The 22,148-nt window shown below is 43.1% G+C and carries 18 protein-coding genes; 6 read left to right on the top strand and 12 right to left on the bottom strand.

Annotated features, from left to right (window positions below; all coding sequences use genetic code 11):
• Positions 1-550: 550 nt before the first annotated feature.
• Positions 551-2,290, bottom strand: a complete 1,740-nt coding sequence (locus tag AB4371_RS03760; protein WP_372149010.1) for a bifunctional UDP-sugar hydrolase/5'-nucleotidase — start codon at positions 2,288-2,290, stop codon at positions 551-553.
• Between the two features lie 238 nt (positions 2,291-2,528).
• Here AB4371_RS03760 and AB4371_RS03765 point away from each other — a divergent pair, with 238 nt between their 5' ends.
• Positions 2,529-4,280, top strand: a complete 1,752-nt coding sequence (locus tag AB4371_RS03765) for an ATP-dependent endonuclease (protein ID WP_372149012.1) — start codon at positions 2,529-2,531, stop codon at positions 4,278-4,280.
• 171 nt (positions 4,281-4,451) lie between these two features.
• Here the strand turns inward: AB4371_RS03765 and AB4371_RS03770 are convergent, their stop codons facing one another.
• Together AB4371_RS03770 and AB4371_RS03775 are read right to left on the bottom strand one after the other, a co-directional pair.
• A complete protein-coding gene (locus tag AB4371_RS03770) occupies positions 4,452-4,946 on the bottom strand; it encodes a DUF1097 domain-containing protein (RefSeq protein ID WP_102433339.1) in 495 nt (164 codons plus the stop codon).
• Between the two features lie 204 nt (positions 4,947-5,150).
• Complete coding sequence (locus AB4371_RS03775; protein ID WP_017064628.1) at positions 5,151-6,056, bottom strand: LysR substrate-binding domain-containing protein; 906 nt, start codon at positions 6,054-6,056, stop codon at positions 5,151-5,153.
• A 273-nt stretch (positions 6,057-6,329) separates the two neighbouring features.
• Here AB4371_RS03775 and focA point away from each other — a divergent pair, with 273 nt between their 5' ends.
• Entirely contained in the window at positions 6,330-7,781 is a 1,452-nt protein-coding gene (focA, locus tag AB4371_RS03780; protein ID WP_050650436.1) for a formate transporter FocA, read from the top strand.
• A gap of 274 nt (positions 7,782-8,055) precedes the next feature.
• On the opposite strand, the gene AB4371_RS03785 is transcribed toward focA, so the two are convergent.
• The 3 genes from AB4371_RS03785 to AB4371_RS03795 form a co-directional block, all read right to left on the bottom strand.
• Complete coding sequence (locus tag AB4371_RS03785) at positions 8,056-8,625, bottom strand: YceI family protein (protein WP_017059819.1); 570 nt, start codon at positions 8,623-8,625, stop codon at positions 8,056-8,058.
• Positions 8,622-9,161 (bottom strand): cytochrome b, encoded by a 540-nt coding sequence (locus tag AB4371_RS03790; protein ID WP_017059820.1) that lies wholly within the window; start codon positions 9,159-9,161, stop codon positions 8,622-8,624. Before AB4371_RS03790 ends, AB4371_RS03785 begins: the two co-directional genes overlap by 4 nt.
• A 153-nt stretch (positions 9,162-9,314) precedes the next feature.
• Positions 9,315-9,560, bottom strand: coding sequence for a DUF2164 domain-containing protein (locus AB4371_RS03795; protein WP_017059821.1), 246 nt, complete (start codon positions 9,558-9,560; stop codon positions 9,315-9,317).
• 252 nt (positions 9,561-9,812) lie between these two features.
• Here AB4371_RS03795 and AB4371_RS03800 point away from each other — a divergent pair, with 252 nt between their 5' ends.
• Both AB4371_RS03800 and AB4371_RS03805 read left to right on the top strand, forming a co-directional pair.
• A complete protein-coding gene (locus AB4371_RS03800) occupies positions 9,813-10,448 on the top strand; it encodes a hypothetical protein (protein WP_017067365.1) in 636 nt (211 codons plus the stop codon).
• 577 nt (positions 10,449-11,025) lie between these two features.
• Positions 11,026-11,763, top strand: coding sequence for an EAL domain-containing protein (locus tag AB4371_RS03805; protein WP_029235240.1), 738 nt, complete (start codon positions 11,026-11,028; stop codon positions 11,761-11,763).
• Between the two features lie 180 nt (positions 11,764-11,943).
• Here the strand turns inward: AB4371_RS03805 and AB4371_RS03810 are convergent, their stop codons facing one another.
• Genes AB4371_RS03810 through AB4371_RS03820 form a run of 3 tightly spaced genes read right to left on the bottom strand, consistent with a single transcriptional unit; the run spans position 11,944 to position 17,143 of the window.
• Positions 11,944-15,003: an efflux RND transporter permease subunit gene (locus tag AB4371_RS03810; RefSeq protein WP_372149014.1), complete on the bottom strand. Its 3,060-nt coding sequence runs from the start codon at positions 15,001-15,003 to the stop codon at positions 11,944-11,946.
• Complete coding sequence (locus tag AB4371_RS03815; RefSeq protein WP_372149016.1) at positions 15,000-16,055, bottom strand: efflux RND transporter periplasmic adaptor subunit; 1,056 nt, start codon at positions 16,053-16,055, stop codon at positions 15,000-15,002. The genes AB4371_RS03810 and AB4371_RS03815 overlap by 4 nt, the downstream gene beginning before the upstream one ends.
• A complete protein-coding gene (locus tag AB4371_RS03820; protein WP_102319710.1) occupies positions 16,055-17,143 on the bottom strand; it encodes an efflux RND transporter periplasmic adaptor subunit in 1,089 nt (362 codons plus the stop codon). Before AB4371_RS03820 ends, AB4371_RS03815 begins: the two co-directional genes overlap by 1 nt.
• Before the next feature lie 150 nt (positions 17,144-17,293).
• Between AB4371_RS03820 and AB4371_RS03825 the strand changes: the two genes are divergently transcribed.
• Positions 17,294-18,034, top strand: coding sequence for a TetR/AcrR family transcriptional regulator (locus tag AB4371_RS03825; protein ID WP_102393232.1), 741 nt, complete (start codon positions 17,294-17,296; stop codon positions 18,032-18,034).
• A 127-nt stretch (positions 18,035-18,161) separates the two neighbouring features.
• Here the strand turns inward: AB4371_RS03825 and AB4371_RS03830 are convergent, their stop codons facing one another.
• The 3 genes from AB4371_RS03830 to AB4371_RS03840 form a co-directional block, all read right to left on the bottom strand.
• Positions 18,162-19,433 carry a DEAD/DEAH box helicase gene (locus tag AB4371_RS03830; protein ID WP_017059829.1) on the bottom strand — a complete coding sequence of 424 codons (1,272 nt, stop codon included), beginning with the start codon at positions 19,431-19,433 and terminating at the stop codon, positions 18,162-18,164.
• A gap of 57 nt (positions 19,434-19,490) precedes the next feature.
• A complete protein-coding gene (locus tag AB4371_RS03835) occupies positions 19,491-20,102 on the bottom strand; it encodes an ACP phosphodiesterase (RefSeq protein WP_048612524.1) in 612 nt (203 codons plus the stop codon).
• A 205-nt stretch (positions 20,103-20,307) separates the two neighbouring features.
• A complete protein-coding gene (locus AB4371_RS03840) occupies positions 20,308-20,436 on the bottom strand; it encodes a hypothetical protein (RefSeq protein WP_017059831.1) in 129 nt (42 codons plus the stop codon).
• 444 nt (positions 20,437-20,880) lie between these two features.
• Between AB4371_RS03840 and AB4371_RS03845 the strand changes: the two genes are divergently transcribed.
• Entirely contained in the window at positions 20,881-22,104 is a 1,224-nt protein-coding gene (locus AB4371_RS03845; protein WP_017059832.1) for an aromatic amino acid transport family protein, read from the top strand.
• Positions 22,105-22,148 lie beyond the last annotated feature (44 nt).

Here is a 22,148-nt window from a genome sequence, read left to right on the forward strand (position 1 = left end):
CGGAAGAACTGTACAAAGACCTTCCGCAAACAAAGCATATCAAGCTCCATTACGGATCTTGACTGTGATTGCGTTGGTCTCGTTGAAGTGAAATATGGGATTTCACCTTTACATACCGGATAGACTCTTGGCCTAACGAGATGACGATATGTAAACTTGCGCTAACTACTCCCCAAACGCGTGGATAATAATCCTCTGATTGTGTTTCGTCTATATAAATTTGCACGGAAAAAGCAAAAAAGGAGCAATCTGCTCCTTTTTTATTTCTTTCACTTACGCTAGGTATAGCGTGTATTGATAATAAGAATACTGCAACTGTTCAAAAGCTAGTCTTATCCAGCACGCAGAACCATTACAAACCTGTAGTAGGCACCAAATACACTAACGCTGACCAAACTGATACCCAACCGACAACCACTACCGCATCTAACCAATCTTTCTTATCCATGCATATCTCCACAAGAAGGCGACCTGTAGAGATAAAGCATAAACAATGCCAATTTTATAAATAACCCAAAGTAATAGTGTTAAATATCAGTATCAGCTTTAGTTATCGAAAACACTCCATGCAATTCAACGGTTCATTGAGTTGAAGCGACTCTGGGTGGTCTTGCAGAAACTCGATGAAGCAGTCTGCCATGGAATCAGTGGTGACCGTGCCATCACCTATCATGTCCAACACAGCGTTATAGCCCTCTTTCCCTTTCATTGTGTAGGCAGACGACGCGCCACGGTATATGCGGTTGCGAGAAACAGCTTGCCAACCTGAATCATCAGAGTGGATTTCTAGATGGTGAATCCTGTGCCCTAAAGGCGCTTCTTTGTGGTAACAAAACCTTAGGTTATGCGTATAAGGAAAGCTGCCTGAACCTGTGCCCACGACACCATTATCAATCGCGTTATTGATTGCACCTTCAAGCATACCAGCGATCGTTTCACCTTTTACTTCATACACACCAATGGGTACGGCAAACGGTAGTAGTTTTCCGGCAATATCGGCAACAGAAACATCGCCGCTATTCAGTGAATTTCTAACACCACCTGCGTTGTGAATGGCAAAGTCAACCTGATGCCCTTTCTTGTTCATTAGATAGTGAAATGATTGGGCAACCAAGGGCGCGAGTTGACTCGGGCCTTTATCATCTGGAATGCGTACATGGCGAAGTTTGGTATCTGCATGAGCAATCACTTGTTGCTGAAGCTTTCGAACTCGCGGCTGGTATTTATCCGTCAGAATGCTCTGCAGCTCAGGATCTTTCTTACACACTGCGATATTGGGGTGATTATTCAAAAACTCACACGCCATATCGTGAGCATCGTCTTGTCCAACTTCACTCAGTTTCGCATCTATAAAGAGTCGACGGCCTAATAACAGTTCGTTCTTACCATTGAAGTGCGTCACTTTACCTTGAGAATCGAACTCGATTTCGCAGTGTCCTAGGCTCATTGCGTGGAAACCCGCTTGCACAACATAGGTATCGCCAATTTTCACACCGTATTCGTCATCTTTAACCAAGCCGATATCAGAGAAATCACCTTGTAAGCGATGACTATGACCACCAACGATGACGCCAATACCTGTTACGTTGGCTGCTAACTCTAAATCAGCTTCGTAACCAAGATGACTAAGTAACACAATCTTGTTGATGCCTGCTTGATGAATTTGCTCAATGGTCGCTTTTGCTGTTTCCAAAGCATTTTCAAACGGTGTATCGATATCTGGGTTAGCAATGCCTGCCATCTTGTCGATGCTTAAGCCGAATATTGCGACCTTCTCGCCATCAAATTCTTTCGTCATAAAAGAAGCACTTCGTGTTTCAGGCAGATAAGACTTAACAATGTCGTTGTCCGCTAGCGTATGAGTTTTTTTGATATCCTCATTCGATAGATTCCAGTTACCAGCCAACAGTGGGAATTTGATTCTTTTCGCGAAAATCGCAACGGGCTCATTACCCATGTCTAGCTCGTGATTACCGAGCGTCATGGCATCTATATTAAGGGCATTCAACAAATCTGCGTTGGCTTTTCCCTTGAATAAAGAAAAGTACAACGTGCCCTGGAAGCAGTCGCCAGCGTGCAGGAACAAGGTTCCAACCTTCTGACGCTGGGCATCTTGTTCTATTTGTTTGAAGCGTGTTGAAATTCGAGCAAAGCCACCAGCACTGACATAAGGTTCAATGATGTGGTTGTTCATTTTAAGTGATAGCTGTAACGAGGTTGGTTCAAAGTATGAGTGGGTGTCGTTGATGTGTGCCAACACTATTTTTGTCGGCTTATTCTTTTTAGTCATATTTTCTTCTCTCTTTGTCCCTTCATACTAGGTCGAGAATCATGACAGAATCGTGAATTTTATGAAACTGCACTGCAAAAAAATACTTGAGATAGATCAAAAATCTCATTTTGCACCGTATTAATAAACAACGGGTTTTGTGACAGGTGAGCATACCGGATTTGGATTTTTCGATTATGATTAAAGATATCTGTTAGCTTTCAAATAATTAGCAGAGCCTTCCGTTAGGAGTAAGCCTATGCAACTAGAAAGAATCGAGATTTCTGGCTTTCGAGGTATCAAGCGCATGTCACTCGCGTTTGACGAGCTAACCACGCTTATTGGTGAAAATACTTGGGGTAAGTCTTCATTATTGGATGCCCTTTCCGTCGTTCTGCCCTCAGACGGTGTGCCATATCACTTTGAAATGACCGATTTTCATGTCGATTACTCTGTTTCACATCCACAGTCTCAACATCTTCAAATTGTTCTAGCCTTAAAAGCTAACGATAAGAGCGAACTTAACGCAGGTCGTTATCGCAAACTCAAACCTATTTGGGTTCAGGATGAGTTTGGCGTATTTCGCATCTATTACCGAATCAGCGCGACGTTAGAACAGTATGAGACAACAACACACTATGCATTTCTTAGTTTGGACGGTAATCCGCTCAAGCTTCATCATTCAGAAAAGCTTGCTCAAGAATTAATGACCTTACATCCCGTTATCCGTTTGCGTGATGCAAGGCACTTTGATCGTCCTTTCAACGGCAAGTCCCTTAACCACAATGCTCACCTGCCGACTAATATTCACGCAACTAATGCAAATTCAAACGGGAACGGGAACCATCACACGAGCAATGGCACAACAAATGGAAACGGCGCCAATAACGGTAATGGTCGACAAGCAAGAATAGAAAAACGAATCGACAACACCTGCCGTCGTCTAATGGCGATTCCTGGTCATGTGAATAAAGGTGAAATGCGCAGTAGCCTAGAGTCGATGCAAAGTTTGATTGAGCACTATTTTTCTTTCAAAAGTACTTCTCGTCGCAACCCTAGAAAACAGCGAGACGGATTACTTTATTCTGCTGGCGCCAATGATCAGAGCATTCATCAACTCGTCGAAGAGACCAAAAATAAACAAACCCGCTTATTATTCATGGGGTTACTTAACGCTTATCTACAAGCTAAAGGGCCAAACGACCTAAGACGATGTGCGCGCCCTCTTTTGATCCTTGAAGATCCAGAAGGTCGATTACACCCAACGCACTTGGCAAGGGCTTGGAGCTTAATGCAGAAATTGCCCATGCAGAAAATCCTCACCACCAACAGTGGCGACCTACTTGCAGCTGTTCCACTTCAATCTATTCGTCGCTTGGTTCGTCAGTCAGATAAAACCATCGCCAATCAACTCAACATGAACCATTTCAGTAAGGATGAACTTCGTCGAATTGGTTTTCATATCCGCTTCCACCGCTCTGGGGCACTATTTGCTCGCTGTTGGCTATTAGTAGAAGGTGAAACTGAGGTTTGGTTGTTCAATGAACTTGCCAACCAATGTGGCTATAACCTAGCAGCGGAAGGTGTGCAGATTATTGAGTTCGCCCAATCAGGACTTAAGGCGCTGATTAAGGTTGCACAAGAGTTTGGTATTGATTGGCATGTGGTGACTGACGGCGATGCCGCCGGTAAAAAGTATGCCGCGACAGTGTTATCGAAACTCGGTAATGATCAGGAAAGACACAGACTCACCGAACTGCCAGATAAAGATATCGAGCATTACCTTTATATGAATGGGTTTGAGAGCTTTTTCCGTGACATGGTTAAGATTCCATACGATCACCCTATCCCTCCGAAGAAAGTGGTTGCCAAGGTATTGAAGAAACATGCAAAACCCGACCTTGCACTCGCCATTGTTTCTCATTGCGAGAATCAAGGACAAGAATGCATTCCGCTTTTATTAAGGTGGACATTAAAACGCGTGATCACCATGGCGAATGGAAATACCTAAACATAATTTGTTTTATAGATGCTATCAGTTGCTCTACTGATGAAATATTTAGCTAGTCGCCTCAACCAAAAAAGGCACACCAAACGGTGTGCCTGTATAAATCGATATACAAATTAATTGGGGGTTATCTTGCAAGAGTTCACAGTGACTAACTAAGGTTAGGTTAACGAATTAAGCCTTTGCCTGTTTAGCGTGTTGTTCAACAACTTCCGAAGATTGAGTCGATTTCTCGTGAAGCCATAGCCCCGTTGCTTTCATCAAGTATCCAAATACACCACCAAGCAGTAAAGATGGCACTACAAGTTGCCAATCACCACCTGCAGCAAACGTCGCACAGCAACCAATGAAGGTGCCTGGGATATAACCTAGCCACACTTGTTTCGCTTGAATACACATAAAGAAAGCCACAATAGCAGTAATCATGTAACCTAAAATCTCTAACCCTGCGAAGGTTGAGCTTTCGATAATCACCATTGCCCAGAATACGCCAGTCATGTTGGTCAATAAGCTACCTGCTAGTCCTTTAACGCCGCCTGTTGGCGAAGCAAAGTAACTGGTGCAACCTAAGAAACCTGCCCATGACAATAAGCCGAAAGAGATAGCAATCCATCCCCATAGACCTGACAAAATACCTGTTGTTAATGAAATCGCGACTAATGTACTCATACTATTTCTAAAGCCTAATTACGTAATTGAACGCAACCGGATTTAGCCTCACTTAAAATCAAGTAAGCATACTATGGGAAGATAGCCCTTATTTAGCCGATCACGATCACATTAATAATGTATGCAGATGTGAATTTATCACTAGATAGAGACCGAAATCGCTTATTCAACATATTTGGTTATCAGTATTTTATCAATTTATCGTTACAGAACCGATGGCTTGCCTTTCATCATGCGCTTACCTTCTCGCTTAATACACTCAGCAAGTGGGTTCTCAGACATATCTGCACGCCAAATAAAGGACAAGGTTCTTTCCATTTCAAGCTCAGGGACATTTAATGTGACCAGTTGACCAGACTCAACAAACTGTTCGACATCGAGATAAGGTAAACACGTTAAATATGGGCCGTTTGCAACCAAACTTCTTAAAACAGGAACGTGTTCATACTCTCGCCATACATCGAGATCGCCAATTAAATGGTGAATAGAGCTATCAAAAACTTTGCGAGTACCCGAACCATGTTCGCGTAATACCCACTTTGCTTGTTCTAATTGTGCCAAGCTGACTCGTTCACGCTTCGCAAACGGGTGATGAGCCGATGCAACCACCGTTAAATGGTCGGTACACCACACTTCTTGGTGAACTCGGTTGTCATCACAACGACCTTCGATAACACCCAAGTCATATTGATAATCTAATACACCATCAATGACTGCGTCGGTACTTTGCACGCCAAGCGAGATTCGCATCTCAGGAAAGTCGTTATCAATAATACTGATGAGATCCGGAACGAGGTGTTCCGCTGGAGTTTGGCTAGCACCTAATTTGAGTTCGCCACTCAACAAATGCTGCTCGTAAAAACCCATCTCAATTTGCTGCGCATCTTGCAGTAAACGCTTCGCTTTTGGTCTTAACCACATGCCCCAATGAGTCAGGGCCATTTGCTTGCCCTGCCTTTCAAACAAAGGCCTGCCGAGCATTTTTTCCAACTGTGCAAGAGACATACTTGTTGCTGACTGAGTCAACGCCAATTTGTCTGCTGCCTGACTAACGCTCCCGGAGTCTGCTACTGCATCAAATACCGCGAGTTGCTTTAATGAATAACGCAAAATTCATCCTTAATGCTTTTAATTATTTGTGTCCTGATGCTCGTTTTTTATAAAGCCAATGAGCAATCAATTTCATTCTACGCGTAACCAAATCTATATCAATAAATTTGATGTGGTTTCTAAAAATTATCAATTTTACCTCTACCCCTCAACGCCCTAATCTGGAATGGCAGGACACAACGAGCCCTGCAAAACATTACTGATTAACCATTACGGATTAACCAAGTCATTAACACTAGGAATTACACATGACGGATTGTTCAAGGGGGGGATATGGCAACCAGCACTTCTGAAAATCATCAACTGTTCTCACCAACAGAAATGATGGCGGAAGCAGAGAAGTTTGCATTAAGTAAAGCAAATAAAACCAGCAGCATGACATTGAGTTTGGCAATCATGGCTGGCGCATTCATCGGGCTTGCTTTTTTGTTCTACATCACGGTAACCACGGGCAGCGCTGATGCTGGATGGGGATTGAGTCGCTTAGCCGGCGGTCTTGCATTCAGTATGGGTTTGATCTTGATTGTGATTTGCGGTGGTGAGCTATTTACCAGCTCAGTGTTATCCAGCATCTCATGGGCGAACAAGCAAATCACCTTCACGAAGATGCTGTCTATCTGGGGCAAGGTGTATGTCGGCAACTTTATCGGTGCCATGTTCCTATTGGCTTTGGTAAGCGCAGCAGGCTTGTATCAACTGGATGGCGGGCAATGGGGCTTAAACGCTCTAAACATTGCTCAACACAAGCTACACCACACCCCAGTTCAAGCGTTTGCTTTGGGAGTGCTTTGTAACTTGTTGGTGTGTTTAGCGATTTGGTTAACGTTCAGCTCTGCTAACGCAATGACTAAAGCAATGATGACCGTGTTACCCGTTGCAATGTTCGTAAGCTCAGGCTTTGAACACTGTGTGGCGAATATGTTCATGGTTCCGCTAGGCATCACGATTCAAGCATTCGCACCAGAAAGCTTCTGGATGCAAATCGGCGCAACACCAGCCCAGTATGCAGACCTAAACGTCATGCAATTTGTCACCGCAAACTTAATACCAGTGACAATCGGCAACATCGTAGGTGGTTCAGTATTGGTCGGCTTAGCTAACTGGAGCATCTACCGTCGCCCACAACTTAAAGCAGCAAAAATTACCGCTATTACACAAACAACAGAAATTACGTCAGTTAAGGAAATTACTATGAACACAGCAACTACTATCAAGCAAATCATGAACACTCAACCAATTACACTAAGCGTAGAAATGCCAACATCAGTCGCGATTGATACACTTTTAGACGCGCAACTTGTTAGCGCTCCTGTTTGCGATGTTGAAGGTCGTCTAGTGGGTATCTTCTCTGTTCATGACGTAATGGTTGACCTTTGGTGCCAAGATTACATCCCAACTAAAGGCCAAAAAGTTGTAGACCTAATGAGCCGTGACGTTGTGGCAATCGACGCAAACGACAAGCTAGTGGACGTTGCTGAGTTCCTATGCATCGACAAAGAGCAACTGTACCCGACGACAAGCATGGGCTTCGCAACTCGCCTGACATCTCTTTCTCTAGAAGAGCGTGCAAAAGCGATGAAAGTAAGCCAACCACATATGCTTCCAGTGTTAGAAAACGGCGTAATGGTGGGTGTGTTGACTCGCATTGAAGTGATGCAAGCACTACGTCCAATCTACGGTGACCGACTAAACGTGGTTCCACAAGCTGAACTAGAAACGGCTTAACTAATCTTAAGTTGAACTATTAGGGATTAGTAGTTCAATTAGATAACTCAGTCATGGCAACGTTGACTGGCTAGAGGTAAACGGTGGCTTTTAACGTACTAAACGGTTTGACACAAAACAGACCTAAACGCGTTGCCATTTATCTCAATAAAAAAGGCGCAAAGTGAAAACTTTGCGCCTTTCTCTATTTCTAAATACTGACCTATTTAGTATCGACCAAACTTTTGATGTCTCTAAAAAATGTTGATACCTGTCAGAGAGCTAGAAAGCTAGATTACTTCTTTACACCTTCAACGTGTAGATCCATATCTACATAGCTTGAAGCGCCCATTACTGGAATGTTGAAGTCAGCAAGTTCTAGACGAGTTGTACCAACGAAACCTGCACGCTCACCGCCCCATGGGTCTTGACCAGCACCGATGAATTCAGCTTCGATAACGATAGGCTTAGTTACACCGTGAAGTTTAAGGTCACCCATTACTTCAAGTTTGCCGTCGCCTTTATCAACAACTTTCGTGCTGTTGAATGTCGCATCAGAGAACTTACCAGCATCGATGAAATCGCCGCTACGGATATGCTTATCACGTTCTGCGTGGTTTGAATCAAGGCTTGTAGTATCAACCGTTACGTTTACTGTAGACGCTTCAACGTTGCTTTCATCAAATGAGAAGTCACCTGAGAATGTGTTAAAACGACCTTGGATAAAGCTGTAACCCAGGTGGCTAACTTTAAAGTTAACTGAAGCATGCGCACCTTTTGTATCAATCACGTAATCAGCGGCGTTCGCAGCGAAAGGCATTGCCATTGCAAATGCTAATCCTGTAGCGATAATTGACTTTTTCATTTTGAAGCTCCTATCATTTTTCGTAGCGTATCGTCTTTGTCGATAACGTGGTGTTTTATCGCCGCTAAGGCGTGTACTGATGCCATGATGATCAGTACCCATGCAGCATAGTAGTGAATCGTTCCTGCGAGATCAGATTGGTTTGCAAACAGTTCACCCATACTTGGTACAGTGAACCAATTGAATACGTCGATCCCGCGGCCATCTGATGTTGAAATCAAATAACCTGAAATAAATAAAACCGCTAAGTTAATGTACATAAAGCCGTGAGCGATCTTCGCTGCTGCAACTTCATAGCTTTTACCTTCTACTTTAGGTGACGCGGTAACTAGTTTCCAAACCAAGCGGATAACAGTAACAGTAGCCAAAAGAATGCCTACCGAGCGGTGATAGTCTGGCGCTGTTTTGTACCACTCGCTGTAATATGAAAGATCAACCATCCACAGGCCTACACCAAATAAGCCAAATACTGCGAGAGCTGAAATCCAATGCATCGCTCTAGCTAAAGGGTTGTAATTTCTAACGTTGTTGTCCATGCATCTCTTCCGAATGTTAACGAATCGTGTAGTTTTGAAAAGCGTACCCTACACTAAGTTTGTGTAACATATTATTTACCAAGCTTTACAATAGTTACATCATTGCAAATTAAACGAGTTATTCAAATTATTTGAACAAGTTTGGGCTAAACGTTAAATTTCAACAATTTGCTCGATTTCGTAGAGCTCATCTGAGATGTCTAACATTTTGCGTTCCATCACTTTCTGAGCGTCTTCTATCCCCTTATTGTAGTAAACAGCACCAAACTTTTTGCTGATGAAGTCGACCAAGAATTCCGTGTCGAACTGACCAAGCTCCACATCAAGTTCATCTTGCAGGTACTTTTGGAGCGTATGAGTAAGCTCAGACTTTTGTTTCGAATCTAATTGAATGGTCATGAATGTTTCCAAATAAAGAGTAAGTAGATCAATTGTGATTTGCTGACTAGACTATAGTCGAGGTAACTAACTAGAATTCCTCATAATTTAGAATACAGACCAGTAGAGCGCCAGTGCTATCCATAAAATCACTCAGCAATGGTTAATTTTGATAGAGAGATCAAGAACTCGCACTTTGACGATAGGTAACGGAACCGCAATTACCGTACTATTGCCCATCAATAAGATAGTAGCTGTGTATAAGGGACTTCATTGTTATTAGATCTAGTGATTAAAAGCGTTAATCAGTTTCAAGACGATTGCCTAAAGCTCTGTGAACGCCACTACCCTACTGTACACAATCAAGGGATCAGTGAGCATCATATAGGTAAGGCATTTGCCCGCCGAATGGAGCACACCTTCGTTAGCTTTAATCATGCAAGCAACATCAGCCCACTTGAAATGCTTTCCTCTAGAGAAACGCCTCGACACTTCCGAATATCTTCCGAAATCGGTACCGTTTGGATGATCAGTCATCATATGGTGAGCGCCGGGAAAACCTGTCGTAGAAAGTTGATGTTGGACATCCATAATTGGCAACAAGAGTATGGATTTTCCATTCAACCCAATGACGTTTTGATCATTGTCTCCGACCATTGGATTAGCCGAAGTAAAAACAGTGGTGAATTATTGCATTGGTGGATGGGTGAACTCCCAGACGAGATCACGGAATATAGCCAACAAGGTATCACGCTAAGAGAGAGTGATTCTCAATTCGCTACTGACTTAAATAATAATTTTAAAATCAGCCCTTGCTTCATTAAATTTGGACACCCTTTAAAACGGTCAGGAAATCAACAACTGGTTCGTAAATACCTGCAACTTTATGCGGTACTTCAATGGCAGTAGGAATACGGGTCAACTTTTTCGTTCAGTTTTGAAAGTACATTGTTAGACCTCTATCCCAATATTTTATAGAAACACATATCAAGCCCTGCCCAATAATCAATCAAAGTTTATCTTCAATAAAATAATAACTTATCAGATCATCATTCATATTTTGAGAAGTAGATATCATTTATATGCAAACGGAGCTGCTTGTTGATATTGCAACTTTGACATTCCCCCATAACCTGGGGCTTTGTCCCTACTTTTAACTGGTGTATTTACGCTGAAAGCTTATATTGATTGATGTTGATATGAGATAGATTACTCAGAGATTAAATTCACAATAATCATTATTAATGGTGAATGATAAATAATTTTAATGACTAATATCAATTATCATGCTGTTTTTTCGTTAATTATATTTAATTAAATATTGGCTCTACAAATGAGTTTTTATTAATTGACAATTTACTTACACCTGTCAATATTGTGACAGCCGAGACATGTACGTCCGCCATTGAATAACCCCTCTTTATTAGCGACTATGATTTTATCAGACAGAAGTGAATTTATTAGCTGTATATCCGTAGATGCTGATATGCAGTTTATTGCGAAATACCAAGACCTGACGCTTAGAAGCGTCTATCAACCTATATTCGACTCTTCTATGACTCAAATAGGTGTCGAGGCTTTGGTGCGCATTTCAAATAACAAAGGTGATATTGTTCGTCCTGATCACTTCTTCCATTCCGACGAAACCTCAAGCACAGACAAAATCAATGTCGAGAGGTTGAGTCGAGCGATTCATATCCGTAACTTCGCACAATCGACAATCCGTCATTTACACCTATTTTTGAACGTTCTTCCAAACGTTGGTGAGTTGTTTGCTGCAGAAAAGGTCAGCGATAGCTTATTAGCTAAACGCCTTCACGAGCTTAACCTTTCATGCGAACAGATAGTGATGGAGTTGGTAGAGTTGAATGCAGAAAGTGAAGAGCGTTTGAAAGATGCCGCCCTTTCGCTTGCGGATAATGGCTTTCAAATAGCGGTCGATGATTTTGGAACACAAGCATCAACCGAACAGCGCGTTCGTCACATTAACCCTCATATCATCAAGATAGATCGCTCGGTTATGTTGGACTTTGAACAAGGCGACACTCGAGAAATGGAGTTAGTACTTGATCTTGCAAACCAAATTGGCGCAAAGACAGTGATTGAAGGTATTGAAACCCAACAACAACTCGAAGCGATGCAGGGCTTAGGCTTCAATATGTATCAAGGCTACCACTTAGCCATGCCAAAGCCGATTGAATTAGACATACGGCTAGCAATTTAGAATCGCCCTATTGTTCTTAAAGCCGCTTGCCCATTGGGTAGCGGCTTTTTTAATGCTTATCTATTCGTACCTATTTGCCGCTCTCACGTGTAAACACATTTCAGGACGGGACAACAGGTATAAAAAAGCCCAGTCGAATTTGACTGGGCTGGCTTAAAAGAATCTGTTTTATATCATTCCCTAATAACCCGCAGTGGACGGTTTGATTCTATATAAAATAGCGAACATCACCGGTACTACTATTAGTGTTAGTACGGTAGCAAAGCCTAAGCCTGCCATGATGGTAATCGCCATCGAGCCGAAAAATGCATCGAATACCAAGGGAATCATGCCCAAGATAGTTGTTAGTGCTGCCATAGATACCGGTCGCACACGACTGATCGCGCTGTCGACAACCGCTAAATATGGGTCTTTACCTGTTTGTAGCTCACTGTTGATCTGGTCAAGCAGTACGATACCGTTCTTCAAAATCATGCCACTTAGACTCAATAGTCCTAAGAACGCTGTGAAGCTGAATGGCATATTAGTACCTAACAGACCAATCGAAACACCAATGATAGAGAGTGGCACCGTAAACCAAATCACAAGTGGCTTACGAACCGAGTTAAACAGAAGCATAGTGATGATAAACATCAGCAAGTAACCCATTGGCAGTGAACCAAATAGAGATTCTTGTGCATCTTTAGAACTCTCGTACTCACCGCCCCAACTAATGTTGTAACCTGCTGGTAAATCGAGTGCTTCAACCTTTGGTTTTACGCGAGCAAACAAGCTAGCTGGTGTTTCATCACCTAATACATCGTGATCAGCCAGAACCGTTAGCGTACGCTTTCTGTCACGACGTTGAATCAGTGGCTCAGACCATTGAAGCTCAACCCCATCAATCACTTGTTCTACAGGAATGTAGGTTTGCAGTGATGGGCTCCAGATCTTCACATTGTTTAGTGATTCAAAATCAAAACGCTCTTCTTCAGGCAGGCGTGCCACGATAGGTAACATATGAGTACCATCACGCAGTAGGCCGATGTTGTAACCGCCAAACGCCATCTGTAATGTCTCAGACAAGTCAGTTTTTGAAATGCCTAGGCGACGAGCCTTAGATTCGTTGAACAGTGGTACAAGTTCTTTAGTGCGTTCACGCCAGTCATGACGAACATTTCGAGAGCCTGGATCGGCAAGCAAGATGTCTTCGACTTCAACTGCAATGTTACGCAGTACTTGTGGATCGGCACCGATAATACGCGCTTCAATTTTTGAAGCGGGTGACGGACCAAATTCAATCAACTTGAACTGGAACGTCGGTTGTTCAAATTCGTTTGCTAAGTCTTTGTCTAGCGTCTCTAACGCCTTAAACATGGTGTCGCGGTCAGTCGTTCTTACTTGTAACTGAGCGTACGCTTCATAGCTTTTCTCTGGTTGGTATGTCAGAGCGAAACGTTGCATGCCCTGCCCAACCGTTGTCGTTACAAACTCAACGTTGTCTTGCTGGCGAATGTAGCTTTCAACCTTTTCAGTCTGCTTGATGGTTTCACGAACATCTGTGCCTTCTGGCATCCACATGTCTACGTAAAACATTGGGGTATTTGACGGCGGGAAGAACTGCTGCTTCACCATACCAAAACCGACGACAGAAACTGCTAATAGAGCGACCATACTAACTACAGTAAGCCATCTAAATCGAAGTGCTACTTTCAGACACGCACCGAATACCACAAACAGGATGCCTTTGTATGGGTCTTCGTTCTCATCAACCTTGTCTTCTTCTTTAAGCAACATCTCGGCAAGGAATGGCGTTAGTGTTAGTGCAGTTACCCAACTCAAAAACAGTGAGAAACACAGTACCCAAAACAGTGAACCCATGAATTCGCCTGTCGCATCCTTCGACAAACCAATCGGTGCAAACGCTGTGATAGCGATAATGGTCGCACCTAACAGTGGCCATTGTGTTTGCTTGACGATGTCTTTCGCTGCTTGAAGCTTGGTTTTGCCTTTCTTCAAGCCCACCAAAATACCTTCAACGACAACAATCGCATTATCCACCAGCATACCCAGCGCGATGATCAGTGCCCCCAGAGAGATGCGGTGCAGTTCAACATCGTTGTAATCCATCAGGATGAAGGTACCGAATACCGTCAATAGAAGAACCAAACCGATGATCAAACCACTGCGTAAGCCCATTGCGAACAACAATACAATGATAACGATGGCTACCGCTTCAACTAGGCTGATTAAGAAGTCAGCCACAGATTTGTCTACTTCTTGCGCTTGGTTGTAGAAGTAATTCAGTTCTACACCCGCTGGCTTAATGCTTTCTAGGCGATCCAGTTCCGCATCCAGTGCTTTACCAATCTCAACCACGTTTACACCAGAAGAGAACGCAATACCCAAGTTGATTGCTGGTTTACCGTTGTACGTTAATACATTGCCCGGCTTTTCTTGAATACCACGAGTTACTTCAGCGACATCTTTCAAGCGAATCAGGTTACCTGTATCGCGACCATGAATGATCAGGTTTTCTAGTTCTTCAACCGTGCTTAAGGTGCCGTTTGGCTTGATCGTAAGGCTTTGACCATTCAGCATCACCTCGCCTGCCGATACCACACTGTTTTGCTGTGCTAGCAGTGACGTAACCGTCGACATATCTAGGTTCAATGCGGCTAAGCGTTCCAGTGACATCTCAACAAACAGTTGTTCTTGTTGGTCACCTGCAATGCTTACTTTACCGACACCGTCGACCAGTTCGATTTCACGCGTTAGGTAATCTGCGTACTGTTTGAGCTCAACGTAATCGTAACCATCACCGGTCAGCATGATCATCACACCAAACACATCACCAAAATCATCGATGATCTGAACAGAGTTAACACCACTCGGCAGCATTGGCTGTAGGTCGTTGATCTTACGACGCATTTCATCCCAGATTTGAGGCAGCTCATCCGGACCATAGTCCATCTTCATGCTGACCATGATTTGAGACATGCCATTCGACGAGGTCGAAGTGATCTTGTCGATATAAGGCAGCTGTCTTATCTCTTTCTCAAGGGGGTAAGTCAGTTCTTCCTCAACTTCCATCGACGTAGCGCCAGGGTAAGTTGAAATAATCATGGCATCTTTAATGGTAAAAGCTGGGTCTTCTAAACGGGATAGATTACCAAAAGACGTCACACCGCCAATGGCCAAAATGACTAGAAACAGCCAGCTGATTACTTTGTTCTTTATTGAATATTCTGCGATGTTCATTCTGCTTTTCCTGACAATTGGATTCCGTCACGGAGTTTTCTTAAATTCGAATTTACGAGTAGCTCACCTTGCTCAACACCATGAGCGATGAGTGCGCCTTGGCCACTGATCTTGTCGACTTCTACTTCGCTTTTGAATGCTTGTCCGTCTTCCATTTTCCACACATAGAACTGATTCGCTTCAGAGCCCGCTTCTAGCGTTGTCATTGGTAATTGGTAGCCTTGAACATCGCTCAGGCCCGCTTTCGCCATATCTACATTGACCGTAACGCTCGTGCCCGGCAGAATTTCACTTTCAGGCTGCTGCATCTGCATCCAAAATTCGTAGGTACGGGATTGTGGGTGCAGTTCACTGGTGTGTTCTAGATACGTCAGTGGATATTGGCCTGTGTGACCGCCAAAGGTCGCCTCAGGACGATAGCTATTTGAACGCATGTCTGGGCTAATTGACGCCAAGATCGAATCTGATACTTGAATTCGCACATACACCTTGTCGTTCTGGTACACACTCAGTAGTGTTTCTCCAGGCGTCGTATTTTCGAATCGTTGCTTGTCCACGGTAGAAACGGTCCCGGAAAATGGCGCTAAAAGCTCTGTGTAACTTAGCTTGCGTTCTGCAGCTGCCAAATTCGCCGATGCCAGCTTATAGTTAGCCGTTAGTTGGTCTAACTCTGACTGCGACAACATCTTGCTACCAAACATCTCCGTACCACGGGCCAACTGCTTGCTCGCCAGTTTGAATTGAGAGTTAGCATCAGTCAGATCTTGGAGATACGTTGCGTTGTCTAAGGTTGCAAGTAGCTGGCCTTTTTCGACGTTGTCACCGGCTTCTACCAAGACTTGTTGGATTTCGCCTGCTAGCTTAAATGCCAAGGGAGTCAATTCAGCTGGCATCACCTGTCCATTAAAACTTCTGAACTGATTAGTAAGCGGTGCGCCAACTTCAAAGGTAGAAACCAACAAAGGTGGTTGTTCACGGTGAACAGCTTCATTGTTACAGGCTTGAAGTAACAGAACCGACGCGACAACAACTGATAATTTTGAAAGGTTCATTAAATACCGCCCTCACGAAGCCAAGCTTTTACTTGTTGTCCGTCTGATAACACATCCACACCCGCTTCAACGATAAGGTCACCAGACGACAATCCGTCGATAACCTTGCCTTGCTCATCAAGAAGGACTTGTACTTTAGAAATCAGTTGAGAGTCAGGGTTATAACGCCATAGTTCACCATGGGCTACGTCTTTGTTTAACCAAGCTGAATCCACAATACCAATGCCGTAGTCAGATTTACTTTTCTGAACTTCAACTTGCGCTGTCATACCAGAAAGTAGATTGATGCCTTCTGGCTTTTCGATAGACACAACCGCTTGGTAGCTGTTGGTATCTTCATCTGGTTGCGTTGAGATTTCTTTAAAGCGAGTCGGGATACGAATGCCGCGGTGGCTGTCCATCACAACCCACATGTTTGAGCTCGTTAGGTCTTGAATAGAACGGTCTTCAAGCTTTGATACTGGAATTGAAAACGTCACATCCATTTCACTGTGATTCAAAATATTCAGTACAGGCTGCTTTTCTGCGATCAATTGATATTGCTTTCCAAACACCATCGATACCACGCCATCGAATGGAGCAACTAAGGTAGTGTAGCCAAGGTTTGTTTTTGCTTGGTCCAACTCAACTTCAGCGGCAGTAAAGGTGTTTACGGCTTGGTCGTAGTAATCGGTACTGACCAGTTTTTTCGCATACAACTCAGAAGCTTGTTTGTATTGGCTGTTCGCCAGATCAAATTTAGCTTGGGCTGCGTCAACGGCAATACGGTAATCCGTCGCGTCTAATACGGCTAACACCTGACCTTTCTTCACTTCTTGTCCCATACGAACATCGAAGGTTTCTATATCTCCACCCACTTGGAAAGAAAGTGCCGCACGGTCGGTTGCATCAACCTTTGCAATGAAGCTATCGAGATCAATATCAGTCTGTTGTGGGATTTCGAACAGCTTGACTGGCTTGATTACCTGCACATTTTCCTCTGACTGAACTTTGTCACATCCAGTTAGAGAGCCTGCGAGCAATAGTGCTGCAATAACAGCTCCCATGCGCTTGCTCGATATGGCATTGATCGACAAATTGAACTGCATGATGCCTCTCCGTTTAATTATTATGATTTATTACACAGGCGGGCAGTATATTTAATATTAAATAATTCTCAAGCTTTACTTTCCACTTGTGCAGTATTTTTTATTTCAGTAAAAACAGTGTAGAATGTTGTAATCAGGTAATTATGTGAAATGAAGATGACCGAAAAGAAACAAGGTAGAAGAAGCGCAAAAGACGCTGAAGAGACTAGATTTTTGATCATGGGTGTTGCTGCGGATATGTTCTGTGAGCAGGGTTATGATAGCGTTTCGCTTCGTAACATCAGTGAGAAAGCCGGTGTATCGCATAGCCTTATTCGCCACCACTTTGGCAGCAAAGAAAAAATCTGGCATGCGATAAGCGATTGTTTACACGCCTATTTTCAGTCTTATATTGCTAAGATTATGGAAGAGTTACCAAAAGGCGTCGCACCAAACATTACTATCTATTTATTTAGTATGCGCCTCTTTAGCAACATGATTCACTCACGAAAACCGATGCAACTTATCACTGACTCTGTTCGTCAAAAAGATAACTTGGTCGATTACTTTATCGACAATGTTGGCGATGTCGAAAAAGAAATCAACATGTTAGCTGAACAGTATAACGATGCGAATCCAGAGAGCTTGATCAACATTTATGAGATTAAGTGGCAAATGATCATGTATGCGCACGGAGCAGTATGTCTCACTCCCTTTATGGAAAGCACTTGGAATGAAGGTGATATGGTCACCTCACCCGAAGACGCCCTACTTAAGCATTGGCACCTTTTCAACACGCAGATGGTAAGCAAGTTCAATATTGGTGAAGAGTGGGTTCTAAATCCAACCTCGATTGAAGAGCTGATTTATGAAGTGCCCTGTGTATGGAAGTGCAACCAAGAACATCATTAATCCAGTGTTTTTATCTTCCTTGGTCGTAATTTGATTTACTTGAAACAAAAATGCGCCGTTACAGAACTAACTGCAACGGCGCATTTTTATATGTAGAGATCTTTAAACTAGAGCTTTGTCCAGCTTTTTAGCGACGAGCTTTACCGCGATTTTGATGAATCTTAAGCTTTGCTTTCATCTTACGTTTTTCTGATGAACGGCTCTTGCTGCGACCACCACGATCGGGGGCTAGATCTTTTTCTAGGCTTGGTTCAAAGCCCTCCAGCCACTCTTGAGGCAAGCGCGTATCAAGTAATCGCTCAATGTCACCCAATAGGTAAGCTTCATCTTGACTCATCAAAGAGATCGCTAAACCGCTGTTACCTGCACGCCCAGTTCGTCCAATGCGGTGAACATAATCTTCGGCTTTGAATGGCATGTCATAGTTCACAACTTGTTCTAGCTGCTGGATATCAATACCACGAGCTGCCACGTCGGTTGCGATCAACGCACGAACTTTGCCTGACTTGAAATCGTCCAGGGCTTTTTGACGCGCACCCTGGCTCTTATCGCCATTGATTGATGCCGCTTTAATGCCGTCTAACTTTAGCTCTTTAACGAGAGCATCAGTACCCTGCTTGGTCTTTGTGAACACCAACACTTGTTGCCAGTTTTTTGAGCCAATCAAATACGCTAACAATTCACTTTTACGCGACTTATCTACCGGGTAAACCATCTGTGTTACGGTTTCAGCGGTGCTGTTTTTTGGCGTAACTTGAATTTCACTTGGCTTTTGCATCATACGGTGTGCAATCGCTTTGATTTTGTTATCAAACGTTGCAGAGAAGAACAGGGTTTGACGCACTTCATTCATGCGAGAAAGAATACGTTTGATGTCAGGCATGAAACCCATATCTAACATACGGTCAGCTTCATCCAGTACCAGTACTTCCGTTTGGCTCAACATGATGTTTCTAGTGAACATGTGATCAATAAGACGACCAGGCGTCGCGACCAGGATATCTGCACCACCGCGTAGGTTATCAGTTTGAACCTTCATGCTAACGCCGCCGTAAGCCACCACGACTTTAATGTCGGTGCCCTTTGCGTAGCTAGTTAAGTTATCGAAAACCTGTTGTGCCAATTCACGAGTTGGTACTAACACAAGCGCACGAACGAGCTTAGGGTTCGGAATAACATTGTCTTTTGTCTCGATTAATCTTTGAATAATCGGTAAACCAAACGCGGCCGTTTTACCTGTACCCGTTTGAGCACCAGCAAGTACATCTTTGCCTTCTAATACCAATGGAATCGCTTGTTCTTGAACACTGGTAGGAGCCGTAAAATTAAGCTCAGACAGCGTGGCAAGAAGATGCTCAGATAATCCTAGTTGGTTAAAAGATTTTGTAGATTCAGACATAGTATGATGCTCAAAGATTAAATAGGCGCGGATTGTAGCAAACCTGCATTACGCTGTTTACCTTTCCTTTTGATTTTTCTTCATTTGAAGCGCATTAAACTGCTTCGCTTCTTCTAAAACGTTGGGATAAAGCTCATTAAAGTGACACTGCAACGTATCGTAGTGACGTTCGAGGTCATCGTAACATGCCTCGAGCATACCGAGCTTAGGCCTTCTCAACGCCATTCGCTGCAATACCACCTCTATAGACGACATGTCTTGATAGCTCTCTAACCATCGATGCTCAGCCATTTTCTGATGAACCATAACGAAATTTTCTGGCCAGTGTGGCTCTTGATGTTCAAAGATCTGCTCATGGCTATCTAAACAAAAACGTTCTAATGTCTGCTGTGAAAACTGAGCCCAATGATTGGCTAAGCAGTGATCCCAAAACACATCGAGTGCGATAGGCGCAAAGCGTCGTGTTTGGTCTGAGAAAAGTGATTTTGCAGAACGAGATACATCATGACGATCAGTATAGCTATCAACAAATCGATGAAGCCTAATACCGTCAGAAAGGGAATCAGAATAGTGTTTATTAGGGTCGCCTTTAACAAAATCACCTAACAGGTTACCTGCTAAGTTACTGTTACAGTGCTTGGCGATGTGAAGGTGTGCGAGAAAGTTCATTGAACCTCATTAAAGTATCGAGAACTAAGTAACATGGTAAACGTACTCGTTTATCTTCGCGAACTTTAATGAGGATAGTTTTGGTATGACGTGTGAGCGAATACGATTTGCTCAGTTTAGAATTGTTTGCTTTGAGAAGCTTTAGCTAAGAAAACTTTTAGCTTTAAAACGTTTCAGTTGAAACTGAATTAAAGATCTTAAAAGCTTAGTTCGAAGACTTGAAAAGCTCTTCTGCTAACTGTTTCACTGTCTGCTCATAGTCAGACAAATCAATGCCAATTTCCATAGCATCTAACAACTCTAGACTTTCGTCATTATAAGATTGGTCACTCATTGTGCCCCCTCTATTCCTTGATGTGGACATGATGTCCGATTAACTAGTGCACCATCTTGGACTTATATTATGTCACTTTGATGAACGCACTCTACTCTACCCATTTCATATTCATAGCTTAAAGCTACTCGCGATCATTAACGCTTTTTTGCGTTAAAGGGTATACGCGAACGACATATGTACTGCCACCTTACACCAAGTACAACAAATTACTCGTAAATTTTGAAACCGATCATGGTCAAACGTTTGCTTTGCTCATTTGAATGCTGCAACGCCCCTTTATGTAAATATTAATTTACAGTGGATGTTTTTAATTACAATAAGAATTGCATTTGGAATTAAACTCAATCAGAATACTTCAAAATCGAGATATTCTTTGGGTTTATGCGCTTAAGCTAGAAGAATTACAATGAAAACACACCCTAACGTAAAGAATTATATACAATGAATAAATCAAAGGTTTTTGGTAGTACTTTGATCATTGCAGGCACAACCATTGGTGCTGGCATGCTCGCTCTTCCACTTGCTTCTGCAGGTATTGGCTTTTCAACTTCACTTTTCTTGATGCTGGGTTTATGGGCGTTAATGGCTTTTACTGCGCTATTAATGGTAGAGCTTCACCAATTCGCAGAATCTGACGCTACCCTACACACGTTAGCTCATACCATTTTGGGGACAAAAGGAAAGTGGATTGCGAGCTTCGCGGTGATGTTTCTTTTCTACGCTCTGTGTGCGGCATACATAGCTGGCGGCGGTGCGCAATTTAACCAACGAATTTCGGATATCGCGGGTATCGAACTTAATGCTCAAATCACCACGCTTCTATTTACCCTATTAGTTGCCGGCGTTGTTACGATTGGTACACACAGTGTTGATAAAGTTAACCGCGTTTTGTTTGGCTTAAAGCTTATCGCGATGGTTTTGGTACTCAGCTTCCTAGCGCCAAACATTACCTCTCAATACTTAATGAGCATGCCTTTACAGCAAGGCCTTATTGTTGCGGCTATTCCGGTTGTGTTTACCTCTTTTGGTTTCCACGGCAGCATCCCATCAATTGTTCGATACCTAGATGGTGACGTTCGTTCTTTACGTAAGGTAATGATTATTGGCTCGGCACTGCCTCTGGTTATCTACGTTTTCTGGCAAAGTGTTACTTTGGGCGTGATTAGCCAAGAGCAGTTGTTGTCTGACACAAGCTTGGGCGCGCTATTAGTCTCGCTATCGCAAACGGTTCATCAATCCAACCTAAGCGTGATCGTCGGTGTGTTTGCAGACCTTGCACTGCTGACATCTTTTATTGGTGTGAGCTTGGGCTTATTTGAATTCATGGGCGACTCACTGAGCAAGAAACTAGGTAACGCAAAACGTGTTAAGACAGCTGCTATCACCTTCTTACCGCCACTGGGGTTTGCCTTATTTTACCCACAAGGCTTCATCATGGCTTTAGGCTACGCAGCCATTGCACTTTCAGTGCTCGCGATTCTGTTACCAACAGTGATGGTCTACAAGGTTCGTTACACTGATTTCTCTGTCAAACCACAATCTTCAGAAGCCAGTTACCAAGTGTTAGGCGGTAGCAAAGCATTGTTTTTAGCAGGTAGCGTTGGCGTATTTATCATTGCGATTCAAGTTCTTATTTCAGTAGGGTTACTGCCTTCTTTAGGCTAATAAACCTATACAGAACTAATTTACTTGATTCAGATCTCATAAAT

It is taken from the genome of Vibrio sp. 10N.261.51.A3, from assembly GCF_041471965.1.
Lineage (GTDB): Bacteria > Pseudomonadota > Gammaproteobacteria > Enterobacterales > Vibrionaceae > Vibrio > Vibrio crassostreae_C.

Bases quoted from the DNA above. Each gene is read 5' to 3' on its own strand.
- AB4371_RS03835 (WP_048612524.1), bottom strand. From the start codon at position 20,102: ATGAACTTTCTCGCACACCTTCACATCGCCAAGCACTGTAACAGTAAC.
- AB4371_RS03785 (WP_017059819.1), bottom strand. From the start codon at position 8,625: ATGAAAAAGTCAATTATCGCTACAGGATTAGCATTTGCAATGGCAATG.
- AB4371_RS03825 (WP_102393232.1), top strand. From the start codon at position 17,294: ATGAAGATGACCGAAAAGAAACAAGGTAGAAGAAGCGCAAAAGACGCT.
- focA (WP_050650436.1), top strand. From the start codon at position 6,330: ATGGCAACCAGCACTTCTGAAAATCATCAACTGTTCTCACCAACAGAA.
- AB4371_RS03770 (WP_102433339.1), bottom strand. From the start codon at position 4,946: ATGAGTACATTAGTCGCGATTTCATTAACAACAGGTATTTTGTCAGGT.
- AB4371_RS03790 (WP_017059820.1), bottom strand. From the start codon at position 9,161: ATGGACAACAACGTTAGAAATTACAACCCTTTAGCTAGAGCGATGCAT.
- AB4371_RS03805 (WP_029235240.1), top strand. From the start codon at position 11,026: ATGCAGTTTATTGCGAAATACCAAGACCTGACGCTTAGAAGCGTCTAT.
- AB4371_RS03845 (WP_017059832.1), top strand. From the start codon at position 20,881: ATGAATAAATCAAAGGTTTTTGGTAGTACTTTGATCATTGCAGGCACA.
- AB4371_RS03830 (WP_017059829.1), bottom strand. From the start codon at position 19,433: ATGTCTGAATCTACAAAATCTTTTAACCAACTAGGATTATCTGAGCAT.
- AB4371_RS03795 (WP_017059821.1), bottom strand. From the start codon at position 9,560: ATGACCATTCAATTAGATTCGAAACAAAAGTCTGAGCTTACTCATACG.
- AB4371_RS03810 (WP_372149014.1), bottom strand. From the start codon at position 15,003: ATGAACATCGCAGAATATTCAATAAAGAACAAAGTAATCAGCTGGCTG.
- AB4371_RS03815 (WP_372149016.1), bottom strand. From the start codon at position 16,055: ATGAACCTTTCAAAATTATCAGTTGTTGTCGCGTCGGTTCTGTTACTT.
- AB4371_RS03760 (WP_372149010.1), bottom strand. From the start codon at position 2,290: ATGACTAAAAAGAATAAGCCGACAAAAATAGTGTTGGCACACATCAAC.
- AB4371_RS03840 (WP_017059831.1), bottom strand. From the start codon at position 20,436: ATGAGTGACCAATCTTATAATGACGAAAGTCTAGAGTTGTTAGATGCT.
- AB4371_RS03820 (WP_102319710.1), bottom strand. From the start codon at position 17,143: ATGCAGTTCAATTTGTCGATCAATGCCATATCGAGCAAGCGCATGGGA.
- AB4371_RS03765 (WP_372149012.1), top strand. From the start codon at position 2,529: ATGCAACTAGAAAGAATCGAGATTTCTGGCTTTCGAGGTATCAAGCGC.